General features: G+C 72.9%; 8 protein-coding genes. 6 read left to right on the forward strand and 2 right to left on the reverse strand.

Annotated features, from left to right (window positions below):
- Nucleotides 1-3,618 carry a S8 family serine peptidase gene (locus tag AC07DS_RS03220; RefSeq protein ID WP_479142205.1) on the reverse strand — a complete coding sequence of 1,206 codons (3,618 nt, stop codon included), beginning with the start codon at nt 3,616-3,618 and terminating at the stop codon, nt 1-3.
- Nucleotides 3,619-3,828: 210 nt separating this feature from the next.
- On the opposite strand from AC07DS_RS03220, the gene AC07DS_RS03225 reads away from it, so the two are divergent.
- The 5 genes from AC07DS_RS03225 to AC07DS_RS03245 all read left to right on the forward strand — a co-directional run bounded on the left by AC07DS_RS03225 (nt 3,829) and on the right by AC07DS_RS03245 (nt 12,623).
- Nucleotides 3,829-4,200 carry a CU044_2847 family protein gene (locus AC07DS_RS03225; protein WP_479142206.1) on the forward strand — a complete coding sequence of 124 codons (372 nt, stop codon included), beginning with the start codon at nt 3,829-3,831 and terminating at the stop codon, nt 4,198-4,200.
- On the forward strand, nt 4,197-5,861 hold the full coding sequence (locus AC07DS_RS03230; RefSeq protein WP_479142208.1) for a VMAP-C domain-containing protein: 1,665 nt from the start codon (nt 4,197-4,199) through the stop codon (nt 5,859-5,861). Before AC07DS_RS03225 ends, AC07DS_RS03230 begins: the two co-directional genes overlap by 4 nt.
- Nucleotides 5,862-5,885: 24 nt before the next feature.
- Nucleotides 5,886-6,923, forward strand: a complete 1,038-nt coding sequence (locus tag AC07DS_RS03235) for an AAA family ATPase (protein WP_479142210.1) — start codon at nt 5,886-5,888, stop codon at nt 6,921-6,923.
- Nucleotides 6,913-11,463, forward strand: a complete 4,551-nt coding sequence (locus AC07DS_RS03240) for an SAV_2336 N-terminal domain-related protein (RefSeq protein ID WP_479142211.1) — start codon at nt 6,913-6,915, stop codon at nt 11,461-11,463. The genes AC07DS_RS03235 and AC07DS_RS03240 overlap by 11 nt, the downstream gene beginning before the upstream one ends.
- Nucleotides 11,464-11,585: 122 nt before the next feature.
- Nucleotides 11,586-12,623: a rod shape-determining protein gene (locus AC07DS_RS03245; RefSeq protein WP_479142213.1), complete on the forward strand. Its 1,038-nt coding sequence runs from the start codon at nt 11,586-11,588 to the stop codon at nt 12,621-12,623.
- 280 nt (nt 12,624-12,903) lie between these two features.
- On the opposite strand, the gene AC07DS_RS03250 is transcribed toward AC07DS_RS03245, so the two are convergent.
- A complete protein-coding gene (locus tag AC07DS_RS03250) occupies nt 12,904-14,172 on the reverse strand; it encodes a serine/threonine-protein kinase (RefSeq protein WP_479142215.1) in 1,269 nt (422 codons plus the stop codon).
- A gap of 1,051 nt (nt 14,173-15,223) precedes the next feature.
- Here AC07DS_RS03250 and AC07DS_RS03255 point away from each other — a divergent pair.
- Complete coding sequence (locus AC07DS_RS03255; protein ID WP_479142217.1) at nt 15,224-16,711, forward strand: hypothetical protein; 1,488 nt, start codon at nt 15,224-15,226, stop codon at nt 16,709-16,711.
- The last annotated feature ends 123 nt before the right edge of the window (nt 16,712-16,834 follow it).

Raw genomic sequence — 16,834 nt, forward strand, 5'->3', positions numbered from 1 at the left:
CTACCGCACGGCCACCGCCCGGATGATCTCCTGGGTCACCGAGCCGCCCCTGTCGTCGTGGGCCGAGGCCCGCAGGGAGACATGGGCGGCGCCGTGCGGCACGGTCAGCGTGCCGCGCCAGGAGGCGCCCGGGCCGGTGCTCAGGGGGACCGTCCGCCAGGTCGTGCCGTCGCCGTACGACACCTCCAGCCGGCCGCCGCCGAGGGTTCCGGTGCCGGCCGCCTTCGCCACGTACTCGGCGCCCATCCGGACCGGGACGCGCTGTCCGCCGCGCACCCTGCCCCCGAGGTCGGTGCCGACGTCGAAGGCGAGGTTGATCAGCGGCAGGTAGGTCCAGCGGTCCTCCGCGGTGGCCGCGGACCGGAAGGTCCACTCGGTGTGGCCCTTCGTGGCGGGCTGCCACTGGCCGGCGTCCAGGGCGGTGTCGGTGACCACCTTGTAGGTGTGCTCGTCGGCGGGCGCGTCCCACACGTAGACACCGGAGCTCTTGCGGCGGTCGACCAGCGTGCCGTCCAGGTAGACGGCGGTGGTCTGGCTCATCCCGCTGCCGTCGCTCCACACGTCGCCGAAGCCGGTGTGGTCGGGCCCGGAGTCGCCCCAGCCCGGGGTGTTCAACTGGATCTGGTTCCCGGCCCGTTGCTGCCCCCAGCCCAGGCCGGTGCCCAGCCACGGGTGCCACACCGGACGGAACCAGTCCAGCTCCGGCCGCGACCCGCCGTCGTACCGCACCAGACCGCTGCGCTCCTCCAGTGCCCCGTCACGGACGGTGACGGACTCGTGCCACAGCTGGCCGGGGCCGGTGGACACGTAGTCGGTCCGTTCGGCGGGCAGGTCGACGCGCTCCTGGAAGCCGAGCCCGATCGGGAAGGTGCCGGTGATCGAGTACCGGAACTCGCCGCCGCTCACCGGCCGGGCCGCGTGGAACTTCACGTGCACGGCGGCCAGTCGGTGTCCCGAGGGGGCGTAGGTGAGGTCCCGGTCCGGGATCGCGCCCGGGTGCCCCTCCGACAGGTCGTACACGTAGGGCGAGTTACGGGTGCCGGCCATGTCGACGTGTCCCGCCGCCCGCAACCGCGCCGCGTCGGCCTTGTTCACGGTGGCGATCTGCAGCGGCCGTTCGGCGTTGTCGTCCGTGCCCCACCAGGCCATCAGCCGGCCGGGGGCGTCGTCCGTCACGAAAAGCGCCTTGGCGCCCGCGTCCTGGGCGGCCTGGGCCAGCGCGGCCGGGTCGGCGCCGTCGGCGAGGTGCGCGAGCACCGCCTTGCCCGCCACCCCGGTGAACGGCCCGTCCCCGACGTCGGCCAGCGGCAGCCTGGTGCGCCCCTCGATCAGCGTGCCGCCCGCCTGCACGGTCGCCTCGCCGACCCCCTGGACCTCGAGCAGCGGCTTGGCCAGCCGCCACACGGTCCGGTACTCGAAGCCGCCCCGGGCGACCTTCGCGGTGGGCGCGGCGAAGACGCTGTCGTAGGTCAGGGGCACCTGGACCGCGCCGAACAGGTCGGCGCCGTTCGCGGTCCGGTCGTACTCCATGAGCAGCTGACGGGTCTCGGTGCGCCAGCCGACATCGGCCCTGACCTCCCGCAGCGTCCTGCCGTCCAGGGTGACCTCGCGGTCCCGGTCGAGGGTGATCTCGGGGGCGGCGAGGAAGCCGAGGCCGAGCGAGTCGGCGCCGTGGCTGCCGCGCACGTCGAGGAAGGAGGCCAGGCTGTACGTGCCCGGCTTCAGGCGCAGCTTCAGGGTGCCGGAGTCGCCGACGTGCGCGGGCTGGGCGTCCTCGCCCGCGGCGAGCCGCTGCACGGCGAGGTCGGCGGCGGTGGACGCGCCGTCGCGGTCCTTCACCCGCACCGTGAGCGTGTACCGCTCCTCCTCCTTGACCAGCCCGAACACGGTGTGCGCGAGCACGGTCCCGTCCGGCCCGGTGGCCACGATCTGCCCGCTGCTCTCCCCGACCGGCGCCTTCGACCCGTCACCGGTGACGGTGGTGGAGGCGGTGCCGTGCGCGGGCACGGTGAGCGCGGAGTCGGCGAGAGCGGCGGCGCCGTCCGGCCCGCCCTGCACGGACAGCTTCAACCGGACGTCCTCGTCGGACGAGTTGCGGTAGGTGAGGGTCCGGGTGACCGGCCGGTTCGCCTCGTAGGGCCAGCCGTAGAAGCCGAGGTCGGCGCTGCCGGTGGCAGTGACGTGGGCCTTCACGGCGTCGGGCACGCTCACCCGCCCCGCACCCAGTTGATAGGCGGAGGCGTCGAGCTGCCGGCTGCTGGACATCAGCGCGTCCTTCAACTGCGCGCCGGTCCAGTCGGGATGCTCCTGGGCGAGCAGGGCCGCCACTCCCGCCACATGCGGGGTCGCCATGGACGTACCGCTCATCGAGGTGTAGGAGCCGCTGCCGGGGACGAGCTGGGAGCGGGCGGCGAGGATGTCGACGCCGGGCGCCGAGATGTCCGGCTTCAGGGCGTTGTCGCCGTACCGGGGTCCGGCGCTGGTGAAGTAGGCGGCCTGGTCGGCGGAGTCCACCGCGCCGACGGTGAGGGCCGCGTCGGCGGCGCCGGGCGAGCCGATGGAGGACGGGGCGCCGGTGTTGCCTGTGGCGACGACGAAGAGGGCGCCGGTCTCCTTCGAGAGGGTGTTCACCGCCTGGGCCATGGGGTCGGTGCCGTCACTGGCCTCGGTCGAGCCCAGACTCATGGAGATCACCCGGGCGTGCACGTCCCGCGCCGCCCACTCCATGCCCGCGATGATCTGGGACTCGCTGCCCGAGCCCTGGTCGCTGAGCACCTTGCCGACGGCGAGGGTGGCCTCGGGCGCGACCCCCTTCTCCTTGCCGTCCGAGGCGGCTCCGCTGCCGCCGACGGTGGAGGTGACGTGGGTGCCGTGCCCGTTGCGGTCGGCGACCTCCTGCCCGTCGATGAAGCTCTTGGTGGCGGTGACCCGGTCGGTCAGGTCGGGGTGGCTCAGGTCGGCACCGGTGTCGAGGACGGCGACCGTGACGCCCTTGCCGGTGAGCCCCGCGTCCCAGGCGGCCCGGGTACCGATCTGCGCGTTGCTCTCGGCCATGTCGGCCTTGACCCGTCCGTCGAGCCAGACCTTGCCGACACTGTGGCGGAGCGTGAAGGACCGCCAGAAGGCACGCCCCCGCTCCGCCTCGACGGCGGCCCCCCGCAGGCTGGGCAGCGTCCGGGTCCGCTCCGCCCCGCCCGGGGTGACGGCCCGCGCTCCCTTCCCGTAGGTCACGATCAACGGCAGCGCTTCGGCCTTGGCGTCGGTCAGCCCCTGCCGGATCAGCCCGCTCACGTCGAACAGCCGCCGGTCCAGGGTGCCGGCCCGCAGATGGGGCAGCGCCTCGTCCGGTACGACGCTGATGTCGCCGTTGCTCACTTGCGTCCGTACGGCACCCGTGGCCCCTCGGGGCCGCTGCACGGCGACCGTCCTCCTCCCCTGCCCGAGGTCGGTGACGGTCACCCGGTCGCCGGTGACGAGGGTGACGGTGGTGGCGGCGTCCGGAGTGCGCCGAGCCGCGGTGACGGCCTGCTGCGCGACCGCCGGGGCCGTCGGCAACAGGGCGATCACGAGCCCCGTCGCGAGCAGCGCCGCCCCGCGTCTGACTGGTCCTCTGGTCATCCACGCCTCTTCTCGTGTCGAGTGCGTCGAGTGCTGGGACGAGTGTCATGTGCCTTGTGTTGCAGGGGTGTTGACCGTCGGTGGCGGAAAGGCGTCCTGGCGGATTCCCGCCACCGGCGACGCGCGGCGCGAATCGAACCGGGGACAGCCTCACTTCCCGTCCGCAACAATGGACCTGGCCGTCGATCAGGAACACGGGGGTAGGACGCCATGAACAAGCTGATGGAATTCACCACGGAGGACGGCGCCGTCGTCGTGGTGGAGGCCACGGACGGCGCGAGCGGCACCCGGCTGGTCTCCCGCGGCGAGAACGGCGGCCCGGCGGCCCAGGCCGCCCGCACCTTCGAGGGCACCCTGGACGGCGTCCGCTCGGCGGCCCAGTCCGCCCTCCGCGTCTTCCGCGACGGCACACTGCGGCCCGACTCCGTGGAGCTGGAGTTCGGCGTGAAGCTGAGCGCGGAGGCGGGGGCGGTCATCGCCAAGGGGGCGGCGGAGGGGCAGCTGGTGGTGAAGTTGAGCTGGTCCTCGAAGGACGCGAGACCGGCTGCCGAGGCGGATCCGGAGCCGGCCCCCGGGTCATGAGCAGGAACGCCTGGCACGCCCGGATCGAGTACCGGGGCGCGGTCGCGGGGGCGGGTTTTCTGGTGGCCCCCCGTACGGTGCTGACCTGCGCGCACGTCGTGCGGGACAGCGAGCCGGGGCTGCTGACGGTGTCGTTCCCGAACCGGCCGGACCTCGGCGTGCTGCCGGCGGCCGTGTCGGCGTACGGCGGCTGGGCGGGCGGCGTGACCGACCCGGGTGACCTCGCCGTGCTCGAACTGGCCGATGAAGTGCCGCTGAGCGCCGCCCGGTTCGCTCCCCCGGGCATCGAACTCGCCCTCGCCACCCAGGTCCTGGTCGCCTACGGGTTCCCGGACGGGTACGACGAGGGGCAGCTGGCCGAGTACCGGGCCGTGTCCGCCACCCGGATCGCCGGCGAGTGGGTGCAGCTGGAGGCCGTCACGGCACACGGGCAGCCGCTGACGCACGGCTTCAGCGGAGCCGCGGCCACCCTCCCGGACGGCAGGGTGGTCGGCATGATCGCGCAGGTGGCCGGTGAGCACGGCGTACGGGTCGCCCGGATGCTGCCCACGGAGGTACTGGCCCGCCACTGGCCGGGCTTCGGCGAGCTGGTCCCGGCCCACGGGGACTCCCCCGAGGCGGCGAGGCGGCTGTACGGGCTGGTGCGACGGGCGGCGGACGCCGGTCTGGACTGCGACCCGGACCGGCTGTACCTGGACGCCGTGGGTCCCTTCGGCCCGCCACTGCCCCCGGACGGCTTCGCTTCCGTGCGGTCGGCGGCCGGGTATGTGCACTTGGAGGTCGAGGACCCGGACGCCGTGACGAGGTTCGCCGACCGGCTGGAGGAGCTGCTGTCCGCTCCCCCTGCCTCCGCCGCGGTCTCCTGGTCCCCCATCCTGGTCGAGCTGGACCGCAGCGGCGCCGGCGCCGACCAGGTCACGGTCGAGGTGTCCGCGTACCGCGACGGACTGCGCCGGCCCGTGGGCGCCATCCGGCTGCCCCGGGCCCGGGTGCGGGCCTACGTCCAGGAGTGTGTGGACGAGGCGTTCACCCACCTGGCCCCCGGGGCCGACGAGTTGATCACGTTCGTACTGCCGCGTGAGTGGCTGAACGAGCCGGTCGCCCAATGGGAGTGCGGTCCCGACGACTCCACGCCCCTGGGCTGCGCCCACCCCCTGGTCGTCGCGGACCGGTCCCGCCACCGCAGCGCCCGCCTGCGACACCAACTGGGCAAGAAGTGGCAGAAGTCGGGGACCGGGCTCACGTCCCCGACCGTGCACCGCGTCGACTGCGGCAACCGGGAGCGCCCGGCCGGCCTGCGTAAGCGGCTTCGGGACACGGAGGCCGAGCTGGCGCTGTACGCCAGCCCGCCCGTCGCCGCGCCGGACCACTTCGAGGCGGGTCTGAACACCCCGGTCCCCGTCCTCCTCTGGCCGCGCGCGGGCTGCACCGGCGCCGACCACGGCACGCCCTGCGCGGGTACCGCCTTCCTCGACGGACTCGTCCCGTACCTGCACGGCGCCTCGTCCGCCGAACTTCCCCGTCTCATCCAGGCGTTGCGGGAGGAGGTGGAGGCCGCCGACGACCCGGGCCGGCACTGGGCCCGGGAGGTCCAGCTCCTGTGGGACGACCCGCGCTGCTTCCCCGAACCCCCGGCCAGCCTGCACACCCCCGTCGCCTGAACACCCCCCACGGAGAACGAACCCATGCCCCTGTGGCCCGTGTACACCGGCACGAAGGAGCCGCACGACGGCATCACCGAGCTGCCCGCTCCCCCGCCCTGGCGGGCCTTCGACGGCGGCCCCGGGCTGGACACGCCCGCCGACGACGCCGACACCGCGGCCACCTCACCCGACCGCGCCCACCGCGCCGCGACCTACCGGGCCACCGCGCAGACCGTGCAGCTGGTCAACGCGGCCCTCTACCTGCGCCGCCCCCTCCTCGTCACCGGCCCGCCCGGCACCGGCAAGTCCTCCCTGGCCTACGCGGTGGCCCGCGAGCTGAAGCTCGGCCCGGTCCTGCGCTGGAACGTCACCAGCCGCAGCACCCTGCACGACGGCCTGTACCAGTACGACCCCCTCTCCCGCCTGTACGCGGCCCGCCAGGCGGCGGCCACCGGGACCCCCGGCAGCACCGCACCCGAATCCGGTATCGAGGACCATCTGCGCCTCGGCCCCCTCGGCACCGCGCTCCTCCCGTACGCCCGCCCCCGCGCCCTGCTCATCGACGAGATCGACAAGAGCGACCTGGACCTGCCCAACGACCTGCTGAACGTCCTCGAGGAAGGCCAGTACGAGATCCCCGAGCTGGTCCGGTCGTCCGGGCCCGGGGGCGAGGACCCGAAGGCCATGGTCATGGTCGACGGCACCCACGAACGCGTGCCGGTCGAACGCGGCCGGGTCCGCTGCCGGGCCTTCCCCTTCGTCGTCCTCACCAGCAACGGCGAGCGCGAGTTCCCGCCCGCCTTCCTGCGCCGCTGCGTCACCCTGCGGCTGCGCCGGCCCGACGACTCGCATCTCGCCGACATCGTCCGCGCCCACTTCGACGGCGAACCCGGCGGCTACGCACAGGACCTGATCGACCGGTTCCTGTCCCGCGCGAGCGGCGGCGACCTGGCCACCGACCAGTTGCTCAACGCGATCTACCTGGCCCGCTCCTCCGACCTGCCGGCGGACTCCCTGGCCGAGCTGGCGGAACAGCTCATGCCGTACCTCGGCGAGGCCCAGCGCTCCGATGCCTTCTGACCTCCCCCACGCTCGGCTCCGCTCGCGCGGGGGGACCCCCATCGGCTCCCCGGACCCGCTCGCCCGCCTGGCCGACGTCCTGGCCACGGCGGCGGACGGCGTGCGCCCGACCCCGCTGGAGCTGGCGGAACTGCTGTGGCTGGCCCGGCAGCTGGGTCCGGGCGACGAGGAGCGGCCGGGCACAGCCGCGGAGCCCGCCCCGGACCTGCCGCAGGAGCAGCCCCGGCCCGCGCGGGAGGAATCCCCGCCCGGGCAGGAGGAACCCCCGGCGGCACCCGAGCCCGCCCCGCCCGCACCCCACGATCCGCCCCGCGTCCCGCTCCACCTGCCGTCCCGCACCCCCTCCGCGCCGGGCAGGCACACCTCCCTGCTGGCACCGGCACCCCCGATGCTCCGCCACCCGCTGGGTCTGCAACGTGCCCTGCGCCCCCTCAAGCGCCGTACCGACGCCCCCTCCGGTCACCGGCTGGACGAACGGGCCACGGCCGACCGCATCGCCCGTCTCGGCGCGGCCCCCGAGTTCTGGCTTCCGGTGCTGCGCCCCGCCCAGGAGCGCTGGCTGCGGCTGAACCTGGTGTACGACACCGGGCCGACGATGCCCGTCTGGCGGCCCCTCGTCCACGAACTGCACACGGCGCTCGCCCAGTCGGGCATCTTCCGCACCGTGACGCTGCTGCGCGCCGCACCCGACGGCACGGTCCACGGCCACGGCGCGCATGTCCCCGCCGACGGCCGCACGGTCACCCTCGTGATCAGCGACTGCATGGGCCCGCAGTGGCGGGAGGGTCCCGCCGGCGCCCTCTGGTACGAGAGTCTGCTCCGCTGGGCACGCCGGATGCCCCTGGCCGTCCTACAGCCGCTCCCGGAACGCCTGTGGCGGGACACGGCCCTGCCGACGACGCCGGGCCGGCTGTCGGCACCGCACCCCGCGGCCGCGGCGGCGACGCTCACGTTCACGCCGTACGAACGGCGGGAGCAGCACGAGCACCACGAGTCCTACGACTCCACGGTGCCGCGCGACATGGCGGTGCCGTACGGGCCGAGGGTTCTCCACGGGACCGACGGCCCCGCCCCCGTGCCCGTGCCCGTGCTGGAGTCCGAGCCGGCGTGGCTGGCGCACTGGGCCGCGCTGCTCACGACCGCCGGCGGGGCGGAGTTCCCGGCCGCGGTCGCCGAGTTGGGCCGCCCGCTGCCGGCCGGCTCCGGTGACCGTACGGACGTCGGTCTGCTGTCCGCCGAGGAGCTGGTCCTGCGGTTCCGCGCGACCGCCTCCCCGGAGGCGTTCCGGCTGGCCGGCCATCTCGCGGTGGGCCGCCCCGACCTGCCCGTCATGCGCCTGGTCCAGGCCGCCCTGGAACCGGATCCGCGCCCCCAGCACCTGGCCGAGGTCATCCTCAGCGGCATGCTCGCCGCGGTCCCCGGCGGCCCGCCCGGCTCCTACGCCTTCCGGGACGGCGTGCGGGATCTGCTCCTGCTCAGCCTGCCGCGCTCCGCCCGCCATCGCACCACCGAGCTCCTTGACCGCATCGGCGAACCGATCGACAGGCGGGCGGGGCGGGCGCCGGGCGAGTTCCGGGCTTCGACGGCGGCGCCGTCCGGCACCGGCACCGACGTGGACGGCGAGGCGTTCGCGACCGTCAGCCAGGACAGCCTGCGGCGCCTGTCCGAGTCCGCCGGGCGGGGCGGGCTGTTCGCGGGGCGGTACCTGCTGGTCAGACCGACAGGATCGCAGGGCACGGACTGGGACTGGGTCGCTCAGGACACCCGGCGGGGGGACGAGACGGTCCTGGTGCGGCTGTACCTGCGTCCGCCGGACTGGCTCCGTACCGGCTTCGCGGACATCGCCCAGCGGCTCAGCCGGGTCGACCATCCGGGGATCGCGGCCATCAGGGATTGCGGCACGGAGGGTGATGTGCCCTACCTGGTGCGGGAGTTCCTCGGCGGCCGGAGTCTGTACCAGCGGCTCAAGAGCGCACCGCACGGCCTGCCCGCAGGCGAACTCGTCGCCCTCGTCCCTTCTCTCGTCGAGGCTGTGAACGCCCTGCACGCGCAGGCGGGGCCGCATGGGGGGCTGGTCGCGTCGCACGTCGTCCTCACACCGCGCGGGCCGGTCCTGGACGTCAGTTCCTTCGGCGTCGGAGGCCGCGGGGACGATCTACGGGCGTTGGGGCACATCGTGCGCGCCATGCACCGAGGCTTGTCCGGAGACCGGCAACTCCCGCTGTTCCCAGGGAACTTGCCCCTTTCCCGACAGCTCGCGGAGGAACTGGACACGGCCGTCACGGAACTCCTCTCCGACAGCCTGGAGACCCAGCTGCGCGGCGCCGACCGGCTGCTCCGTCTCCCCCCGCACCGGGAGCGCACCCTCGGCTTCTCCCTCCTCGGCCCGCTCCGCGTCACCCGGGACGGCGTGCCCCTCGCCCTCGACCACCCCGAAGAACAGGCGCTGCTGTGTGTGCTGTTGCTCCACCATGGCGAGCCCGCCACGCACGAAGAGCTGGCCACCGGGCTCTGGGGGCCGCCCGACCGCCACGGCTCACGTGACCTCCTGGACACATACCTCAGCCGGCTGCGTCACCTGCTCGGGCCGGACGCGGTGACCGTCGAGGGCGGATACGCCCTGCGGCTGGACCGTGTGTCCGGCCATGACGACTACGACGTCTTCCGCGTCCGCCGCCTGGCCGACGAGGCCGAGCGGGCCCGCACCGCCGGAGACCCGGCGCGCAGCCGCCTACTGGCACAGGAGGCGCTGGGCCTGTGGCGGGGCGAGCCGCTCGACGGCGTTCCGGGACCGGTCGCCCGGCACACCCGGGACGACCTCAACGCCCTGCGCCGTACGCTCTGCGCCCTGGTCGAAGAGCCCGAGAGCCGCCCGGAGATCTACTTCAGGACCGACGAACTCACCGGCCGCCCCGAAGCCCGTATCACCCTCGAAGCCACGGTGCACGAGATCCTCGCGCGCGGCTCCCTCACTCCCCGCCAGTACGCGGTGCTCGTCCGCCCGGACGGCTACCTGGTGCGTATCGAGCCCGGCGTCTTTCTGCTCCCCGTCCTGGTGGCCGTCCTGCGCGAACTCCCCCATGCGCTCGCCCGGCCGGCCGATCGTCCGCGTCTCCAGGTGACGTTCGGGCTGCAGTTCCACGACCGGACGCCGAACGCGGCCTGGGACGTGATGGTCGTCGTACCGCCCCCCTTGTACGAGGACTTCGCCGCAAGTTCCGCCGCCCAGGGTTCCGTGCGCTTCCGGCCGATGTTTCCCGACGACGCCACGGACACCCCGCCGAGCGGCTGGTACTGCTTCCTGCTGCCGGCGTCCGCCGAACCGGTGGAACACGACCTGGTCCAGGGCCCCTTCATCACGCACGACCTGCACCAGCTCGGCGTCCCCACCCCGGGCCGCACGGCCGTCGTCCACTCCCAGCAGGACGGCCCTTTCACCCTGCTCGACCCGGTCCGGCCCTACGGCACGCGGCCGCCCCGCCCGGTGACCTGCTACTCGGTCGACCTCACCCCGCAGCAGGCCCGTCACACGGTGTCCCTGCCCAGCTCCGGCAAGGGCGCGTTCACCGCCGTGGTGGAGCTGTCCTGGCATGTCGACGATCCGGTCGCCTTCGTCCGCGGTGAGACCGACGGCATCTCCGGGATTCTGCTGGAGCATCTGCGTGACGCGGCGGTCCGCATCACCCGCGGCCATCCGCTGCGCCGTGCCGGCGCGGCCCAGCGGGCGGTGAACGCGGGAGTACGCAGCTGGCCGGTACCGGGGCTGTCGGTGTCGTACGCCGTGCAGCTGGCCCCGGAGGGGACGGCCGCGCCCGTGCCGGAGCAGTCGGCTCCGTCGCCGCGCCGGCTGTCGTCCGTGCTCGCCGACGCCGAGACCGTGCTGATCGGCTTCGACGGTCCCCTCGCCCGGCTGTTCTCCGCGCAGACGGCACGTGCGGCGGCCCTCGACCTGCTCTCCGTCGTCGTCGAGCACCGCGACCCCGAAGACGCGCTGCGGGGCCGCCCGCCGGCCGCCGCGGGCACCGCCGGCCGGGAGACGTTCGTGCATCCGCTGGACCTGCTGCGCGCCTTCGCCCGCGACCCGCTCGGCCCCCAGCTGCGGGCACGCCTCGACGACCTCGAACTGGATGCCGTTCCGGACGCGCCCACGACGCACCGCTCCGTCGCGCTCGTCCGTGCCCTGCACCATTCCGGCCGGCGCGTCGGCGTGGTGACGGACGTGGGCGCACAGGCCGTCCACCGCTACCTGGAGCCCTACCGACTGCCCCTGACGGGGATCCACAGCCGCCACGACGACCTCGGCCTGCTGATGCCCCACCCCGACTGCCTCCAGCGCGCTCTGGACTCCCGGGGCACACCGGTCGCCGCGGGCCTGCTGATCAGCTCCTCGATCGCCGAGCTCACCGCCGCCCAGCAGCTCGGTCTCCCCTTCGTCGGATACGCCCCCACCTCCGCCGGGCGCCGGCGGCTGCGCGAGGAGGGCTGCGAAGTCACCGTTCCGTCCCTGGAGCCTCTCCTGGAAGCCGCCCGCTCTCTCTGAAACCCCCCATTCAGCCGCGCCCCGCCCGGCCCCCTCCCGAAGGCGCGCCGCCGAAATCCCCCGGAGGATGCGAAAGAAGCCGCCGTCCGGCCGCAAGGCCTGCGCACTCGGGAGGATCTGCCGTGACCGTCAGTCTGGACCAGCTGCGCCGTTGCCACTTCGCCGTCGATCTGGGTGCGGCCCGTACCCGGGTGTATGTGAAGGGTGCCGGTCTCGTCGTCGACCAGCCCTCGGTCGCGGCCGTGAACATGCGTACCGGTGGCCTCATCGCGGTGGGCGAGTTCGCGGAGCAGATGACCGGGAAGACGCCGGCCTACATCAGCGTCCAACGGCCCGTCTCCGGCGGCACGATCGTCGACATCGAGATGGCCCAGCGCATGCTGCGTCACCTGCTCGGCGACAAGATGCGCAGGGCGCTGCGCCGCAAGCCCCGGCTGCGCGCGGCGGCCTGCACCCCGCACGGCGCGGACCCGCTGGCCCAGCGGGCGACGATCGAGACGCTGGTCGGGCTGGGTGCGCGGCGGGTGGAGCTGGTGGACACGCTCATCGCGGCCGCGGTGGGGTGCGGGCTGCCCGTGGAGCGGCCCGAGGCCACGATGATCATGGTGTGCGGGGCGGCGGCCACGCAGGTGGCCGTGCTGTCGCTGGGGTCCATCGTGGTCGCCGAGCGGATCCCGGTGGGCGGCGAGGCCGTGGACAACGCGATCGTGCAGCATCTGCGGCACGAGCACGAGCTGATGCTGCCCAGCCAGGCCGTACGGCCGCTGCAGCTCGCCCTGTCGGGCAACGGGCTCACCTCGCACGGTCCGGCCTGGACGGAGATCCACGGGCGGGACGTGGCCACGGGGCTCGCGCGCAGCGTGCACGTCGACACCGCCGCCGTGCGCGACGCCATCCAGACCCCGCTGACGGCGGTCCTGGACGGGATCGGCAAGGTGCTGCGCGACTGCCCGCCCGACCTGGTGGCCGACGTCGCCGACTGCGGGATCGTGCTGGTCGGCGGCTCGGCGCTGCTGCCCGGCCTGGACCAGATGCTGCGGCAGGCGACCGGGGTTCCGGTGCACATCGCCGAACGGCCCGACGTGTGCGCCGTGGAGGGTCTCGGGGCCATGCTGGAGGGCCGCGTCGATCCGCTGGTGCTCGACCCGCTGGCCGCCTGAGACGGCCCGGCGGCTGGTGCCCCGCCCGCGGTGACCCGCGCGGGCGGGCTTCCCCGTTCTTCAGGTCATCAGTACGGCAGGATGCGCCCCGAGGGCGTCCTGCGGTCGATCTCCTGCCCACGCGGGGCGGCGGGCCGACGAATGACACGTACCCGGATCCGACGGTCCATGACGCCCTCCTACTGCTGGCACCGCCCCTTCGGCAGCTCCCGTAGGAGGTGCGTGCCCAGCACAGGGCATGTCCAAGCCAAGTACAGGCCACGTATTGGTTCTTGAACGGCTACCGGCCGGCCAGGTAGCGGCCGAGGACGTGGTCGAGGTGGGCGATCCATTCGGTGAGCCGGGCCGAGCGGCGGGCGTTCAGCTCGCAGGAGTACACACCGCCGTCCCACAGCCGCACCGTCACGGTGAGCCGGCTGCCCCGCGGGGAGGGCGTTCGTACGACACCGGCGATCTCCGCCCACTCGAAGTCCGCCGCGGCACCGGCGACTTCGAGGATCACCCCGGTCGCGTTCACCACGACCCGGGTATCCCGGTCGGTGAACTCGACCTCCGGCGCGCCGTACGGAAGCGGCGGCCCGAAGCCGTACGGGACCTGCGGCGGGGTCGCGGGCTGCGGGGGGAGGTGCGGGGCCATCGCGGGCCGGGCAGGCGTCGCCGCCTGGTGCGGAGGCGTCCAGGACGACGCGGACGGTGCCGCCCGGGCGTGCGGAGGCGTCGCGGGCGCGGCGACCGTCGGGGTGTACGGCGTCGCGGCCGGCGGGGTCCGGTCCGGTGGCTCCCCGGTCAGCCGGTCCAGCAGTCCGGTGGGGGTCGGGCGGTCCGCGGGGTCCTTGGCCAGGCATGCCGACACCAGGTCGACCAGCGCGGCGGGTACGGCGGACACGTTCGGCGGCTCGTGCACGGAGCGGTACATCAGCCCCATGGGCGTGCCCTCTCCCCAGGCGCTGCCGCCGGCCGCGGCGACCAGGACGGCGCCGAGGGCGAACACGTCGGCGGCGCCGGTCACATCGTTGCCGAGGGCCTGTTCGGGGGCGAGGAAGCCGGGTGTGCCGAAGGCGGTGCCGGTGGCGGTGAGGCGGGTGGACTCGACGGCCCGGGCGATGCCGAAGTCGAGGACGCGCGGCCCGTCCTCGGCCATGATGATGTTGCCGGGCTTGAGATCGCGGTGCACCAGACCGCGGGAGTGGATGGACTCCAGCGCCTCGGCGAGGGCGGCGGCCAGCGACCGCAACTGCTGCTCGTCCATGGCGCCCTGGGCGGCGAGCCGGGCCGCGAGGGTGGGGCCGGGGATGTAGGCGGTCGCCAGCCACAGGGGGTCGCCGTCGACGTCCGCGTCCACCACCGGCGCCGTGTGGAAGCCGCCGACCGTACGGGCCGCCTCGACCTCGCTGCGGAACCGCTCGCGGAAGACCGGGTCCGCCGCCAGCTCGGCCTTGGCGACCTTCAGCGCGACCGCCCGACCGCCCCGCGTCCGCGCGAGAAAGACGGTCCCCATCCCTCCCTCACCGAGCTTCCGCTCGACGAGGTAGCCCCCTATGCGTTCCATGCGCACAGTATGCCGCCGGGCGGGGTCGGCCGATCGGCTGTCCGATGGACGTCCGGCCGCTCCGTCCCGGCTCCGTGGGCACACCGGAGCGGGGCCGCTCGACGAGCATGAGGGCAATCAGTTCTGCTCACGTTCCGAGAACGGAAAACTTCCCTTTTCGAGCACGAGTCCCGAGCATGATCACCTCCCCGGGCCGCCCGCCGGCCGAGGACGGCCGCGCCGGCCGCACCACCTCCGACGAGCTGCTCCAGCGGCCTGCACGGGCGCCACAGGCATCGGGCAGGGCCGGCCGCCCCGTCCGCGACCGCGGTCGGCGAGCCGGAGTCCGAACCGGACCGGGAAAGGGTTCTGCGCGCACCGGAAAGCGCCCGGAAATAGCCGCGGACAATGCGCCGCCAATTCGACGGACATTCACCGCTGCGGGTTGAATCCCGGGCTACGGCGGTCTCGCCGATCCTGGCCCGGGCGGGTGAACGATGGCCGCCGCCTCGGCGTGTCGACCACCGTCCTGACGTCAGGAGACGTCACATCGTTTCTGCGCCTGCGGCGCCTGGTGGGGCGGGTGGGACTCGAACCCACGGCCGACGGATTATGAGTCCTTTTCTGATCTTCCGATCCGTCCTAGCTCTTACCCCGTCTTTCCTATAGCCGCAGGTCAGAGCACTATCGCCATCCGCCTACATCCGCCGACTTCCTGGTCTTTCCCGGTCCTTCCGTCCACTGCGTGTCCACTGGAGGCCAACGCCCGCCCGTTCTTGCGTGTCGCCGACAGGGTGTGCTCGGGCGTCCTCGCTGGTCGCGGGCTACGTGATGGAAGGGGAGATGAACTCCAGCGCAGCGGAGTGCCTTACAGACGGGAAGAATCTCGCCCCCTTCGCCCGGGGGTGGAGCCATGCGGCGTTTCTACTGGTCAGCCGCCTGCGGACAAGAGTATCGAAGTCGACCCGGAGCGGGGCGAGCATGTTCGCCCGGCTGCGTGCTGACAGGCCTGGTCGAGGGCATCACGAAGGCCACTATTGTGAGCCGCCTTGATTCCTTGTGAACTTGTCGCATGCACCGCTGGAAAGCGTTGAACGATCGACAGCTCACGCTCCTCAGGAAAGTTGCTGCTGGCGAGGATCCCGGCGCCCAGGATCCGGGCATGCGGCGGTCAACCTATGCGCTGCGCGATCGGGGTCTCGTGACGGTGAGCCGTCGGGGTGGCGGCTGGCGGGCGGAGGTTACTGAGGCAGGGCGGTTCTACCTGGAACACGGTCATCACCCGGAGCATCCGGCACACGGGCGCACTGCCGCTGGTGAATCGAAGGCACCGGTAGCCATGGCGAAGGGCAGGGCCCGCGGCTCCACGACAACGACGACAGCTCATGGGAGCAAGCAGGCGATCACTCATAAGAAGCCGCCAGCGCCATACAGCGAAAGGCCGATCCCGGTAGCACGCCGCGCTAAGGCGACCAAGCTCGTGGAGCGATTGGTCGCCGAGCACCACGTGGTTATCTCAGAGCCTGACGAGGATGAGATCACTGAGTGGCGACGGATCATCGACTTCGCGAAGCGGCACGGACTCGCGCCTGCGGGCAAGCGCATCGAGAAGCAGCGGTTGTGGAACGCGGGCCGCGACCTGCAAATCTCGTTGGTAGACGGCCCACATGCCAACTCGGGGCGGAGGTCTCTGGAAGACGACCCGCGGGTTCCAGTCCCTGCGCAGTTGCGCTCGCCGCACCCCGTCGTGGCGGCCCTGCGAGACAGCGAGCGTCGGCTTCTTATGCCGCCCTCCCTGCGTCGCCGTGCTTTGCTGCTGCTCCAAGGACTCGCGGCAGAGGCGGAACGCCGGGGATACAAGGTACGCGAGCAGTCGGTCCCTGAGCGTGACCATCGTTCGGCGCACTATTACAACGGCCAGTACATCCCTGCGAGTTGTCGGGAAGGGGTGCTGGAGATCGTTATCGACGGCTTCACCAACTGCGTCATTATCAAGAAGGAGTTTCCCCAGTCTGCCGATCCAGACCGCTCTCAGCAGCTCGCTCTGGACATCGGGTACAGCCGGTCCAAGAGGCAGCACCACTGGGGCGACCGCAAGCGGTCGAGACTCGAGGACGTCCTCGGGATCGTGCTCCGGGAACTGGAGACTCGCGCGGTCGAGGAGCAGCAGAGGAAGCTGGATGAGGAACGTGCGAAGGAAGAGCGCCGCATCCGCTGGGAAGCGGCCATGGCTACCGCCAAAGAGATGGCTGCTCAGGCTCGCTTCGCAACGATTCTCCGTGAGCAGGCAAGGCAGTGGCAGGACGCGCACGCACTCCGCCAGTACTGCGACGCTCTGGAGCGCAGGCTCAATGTAGCGGCAGAAGAGGACGTCGACGTCGAATCGGCTCGCGCCTGGTTGCGGTGGGCACGCGACTACGCGGAGACCCTCGACCCGCTGACACAACTACCGACTATGCCGTCCGGGCTGGCGTTCGAGCCGGAAGACCTCAAGCCGCACCTCAACGGGTGGAGTCCCTACGGTCCGGAGGCGCACACATCGGCTTGGAGCACTTTCTGAGGAGAGGCGTGCCTCGCCACTGTGTAATGCGACCATCGCCAACCGAACTCCTGACCGATGCGACAGGGCCGCGCCGTCTTCACCCGAGAGCGCGGCCCTGTCTGCGGTAAGTAGCCTCGCTGC

This window comes from Streptomyces sp. NPDC044064 (assembly GCF_056434245.1).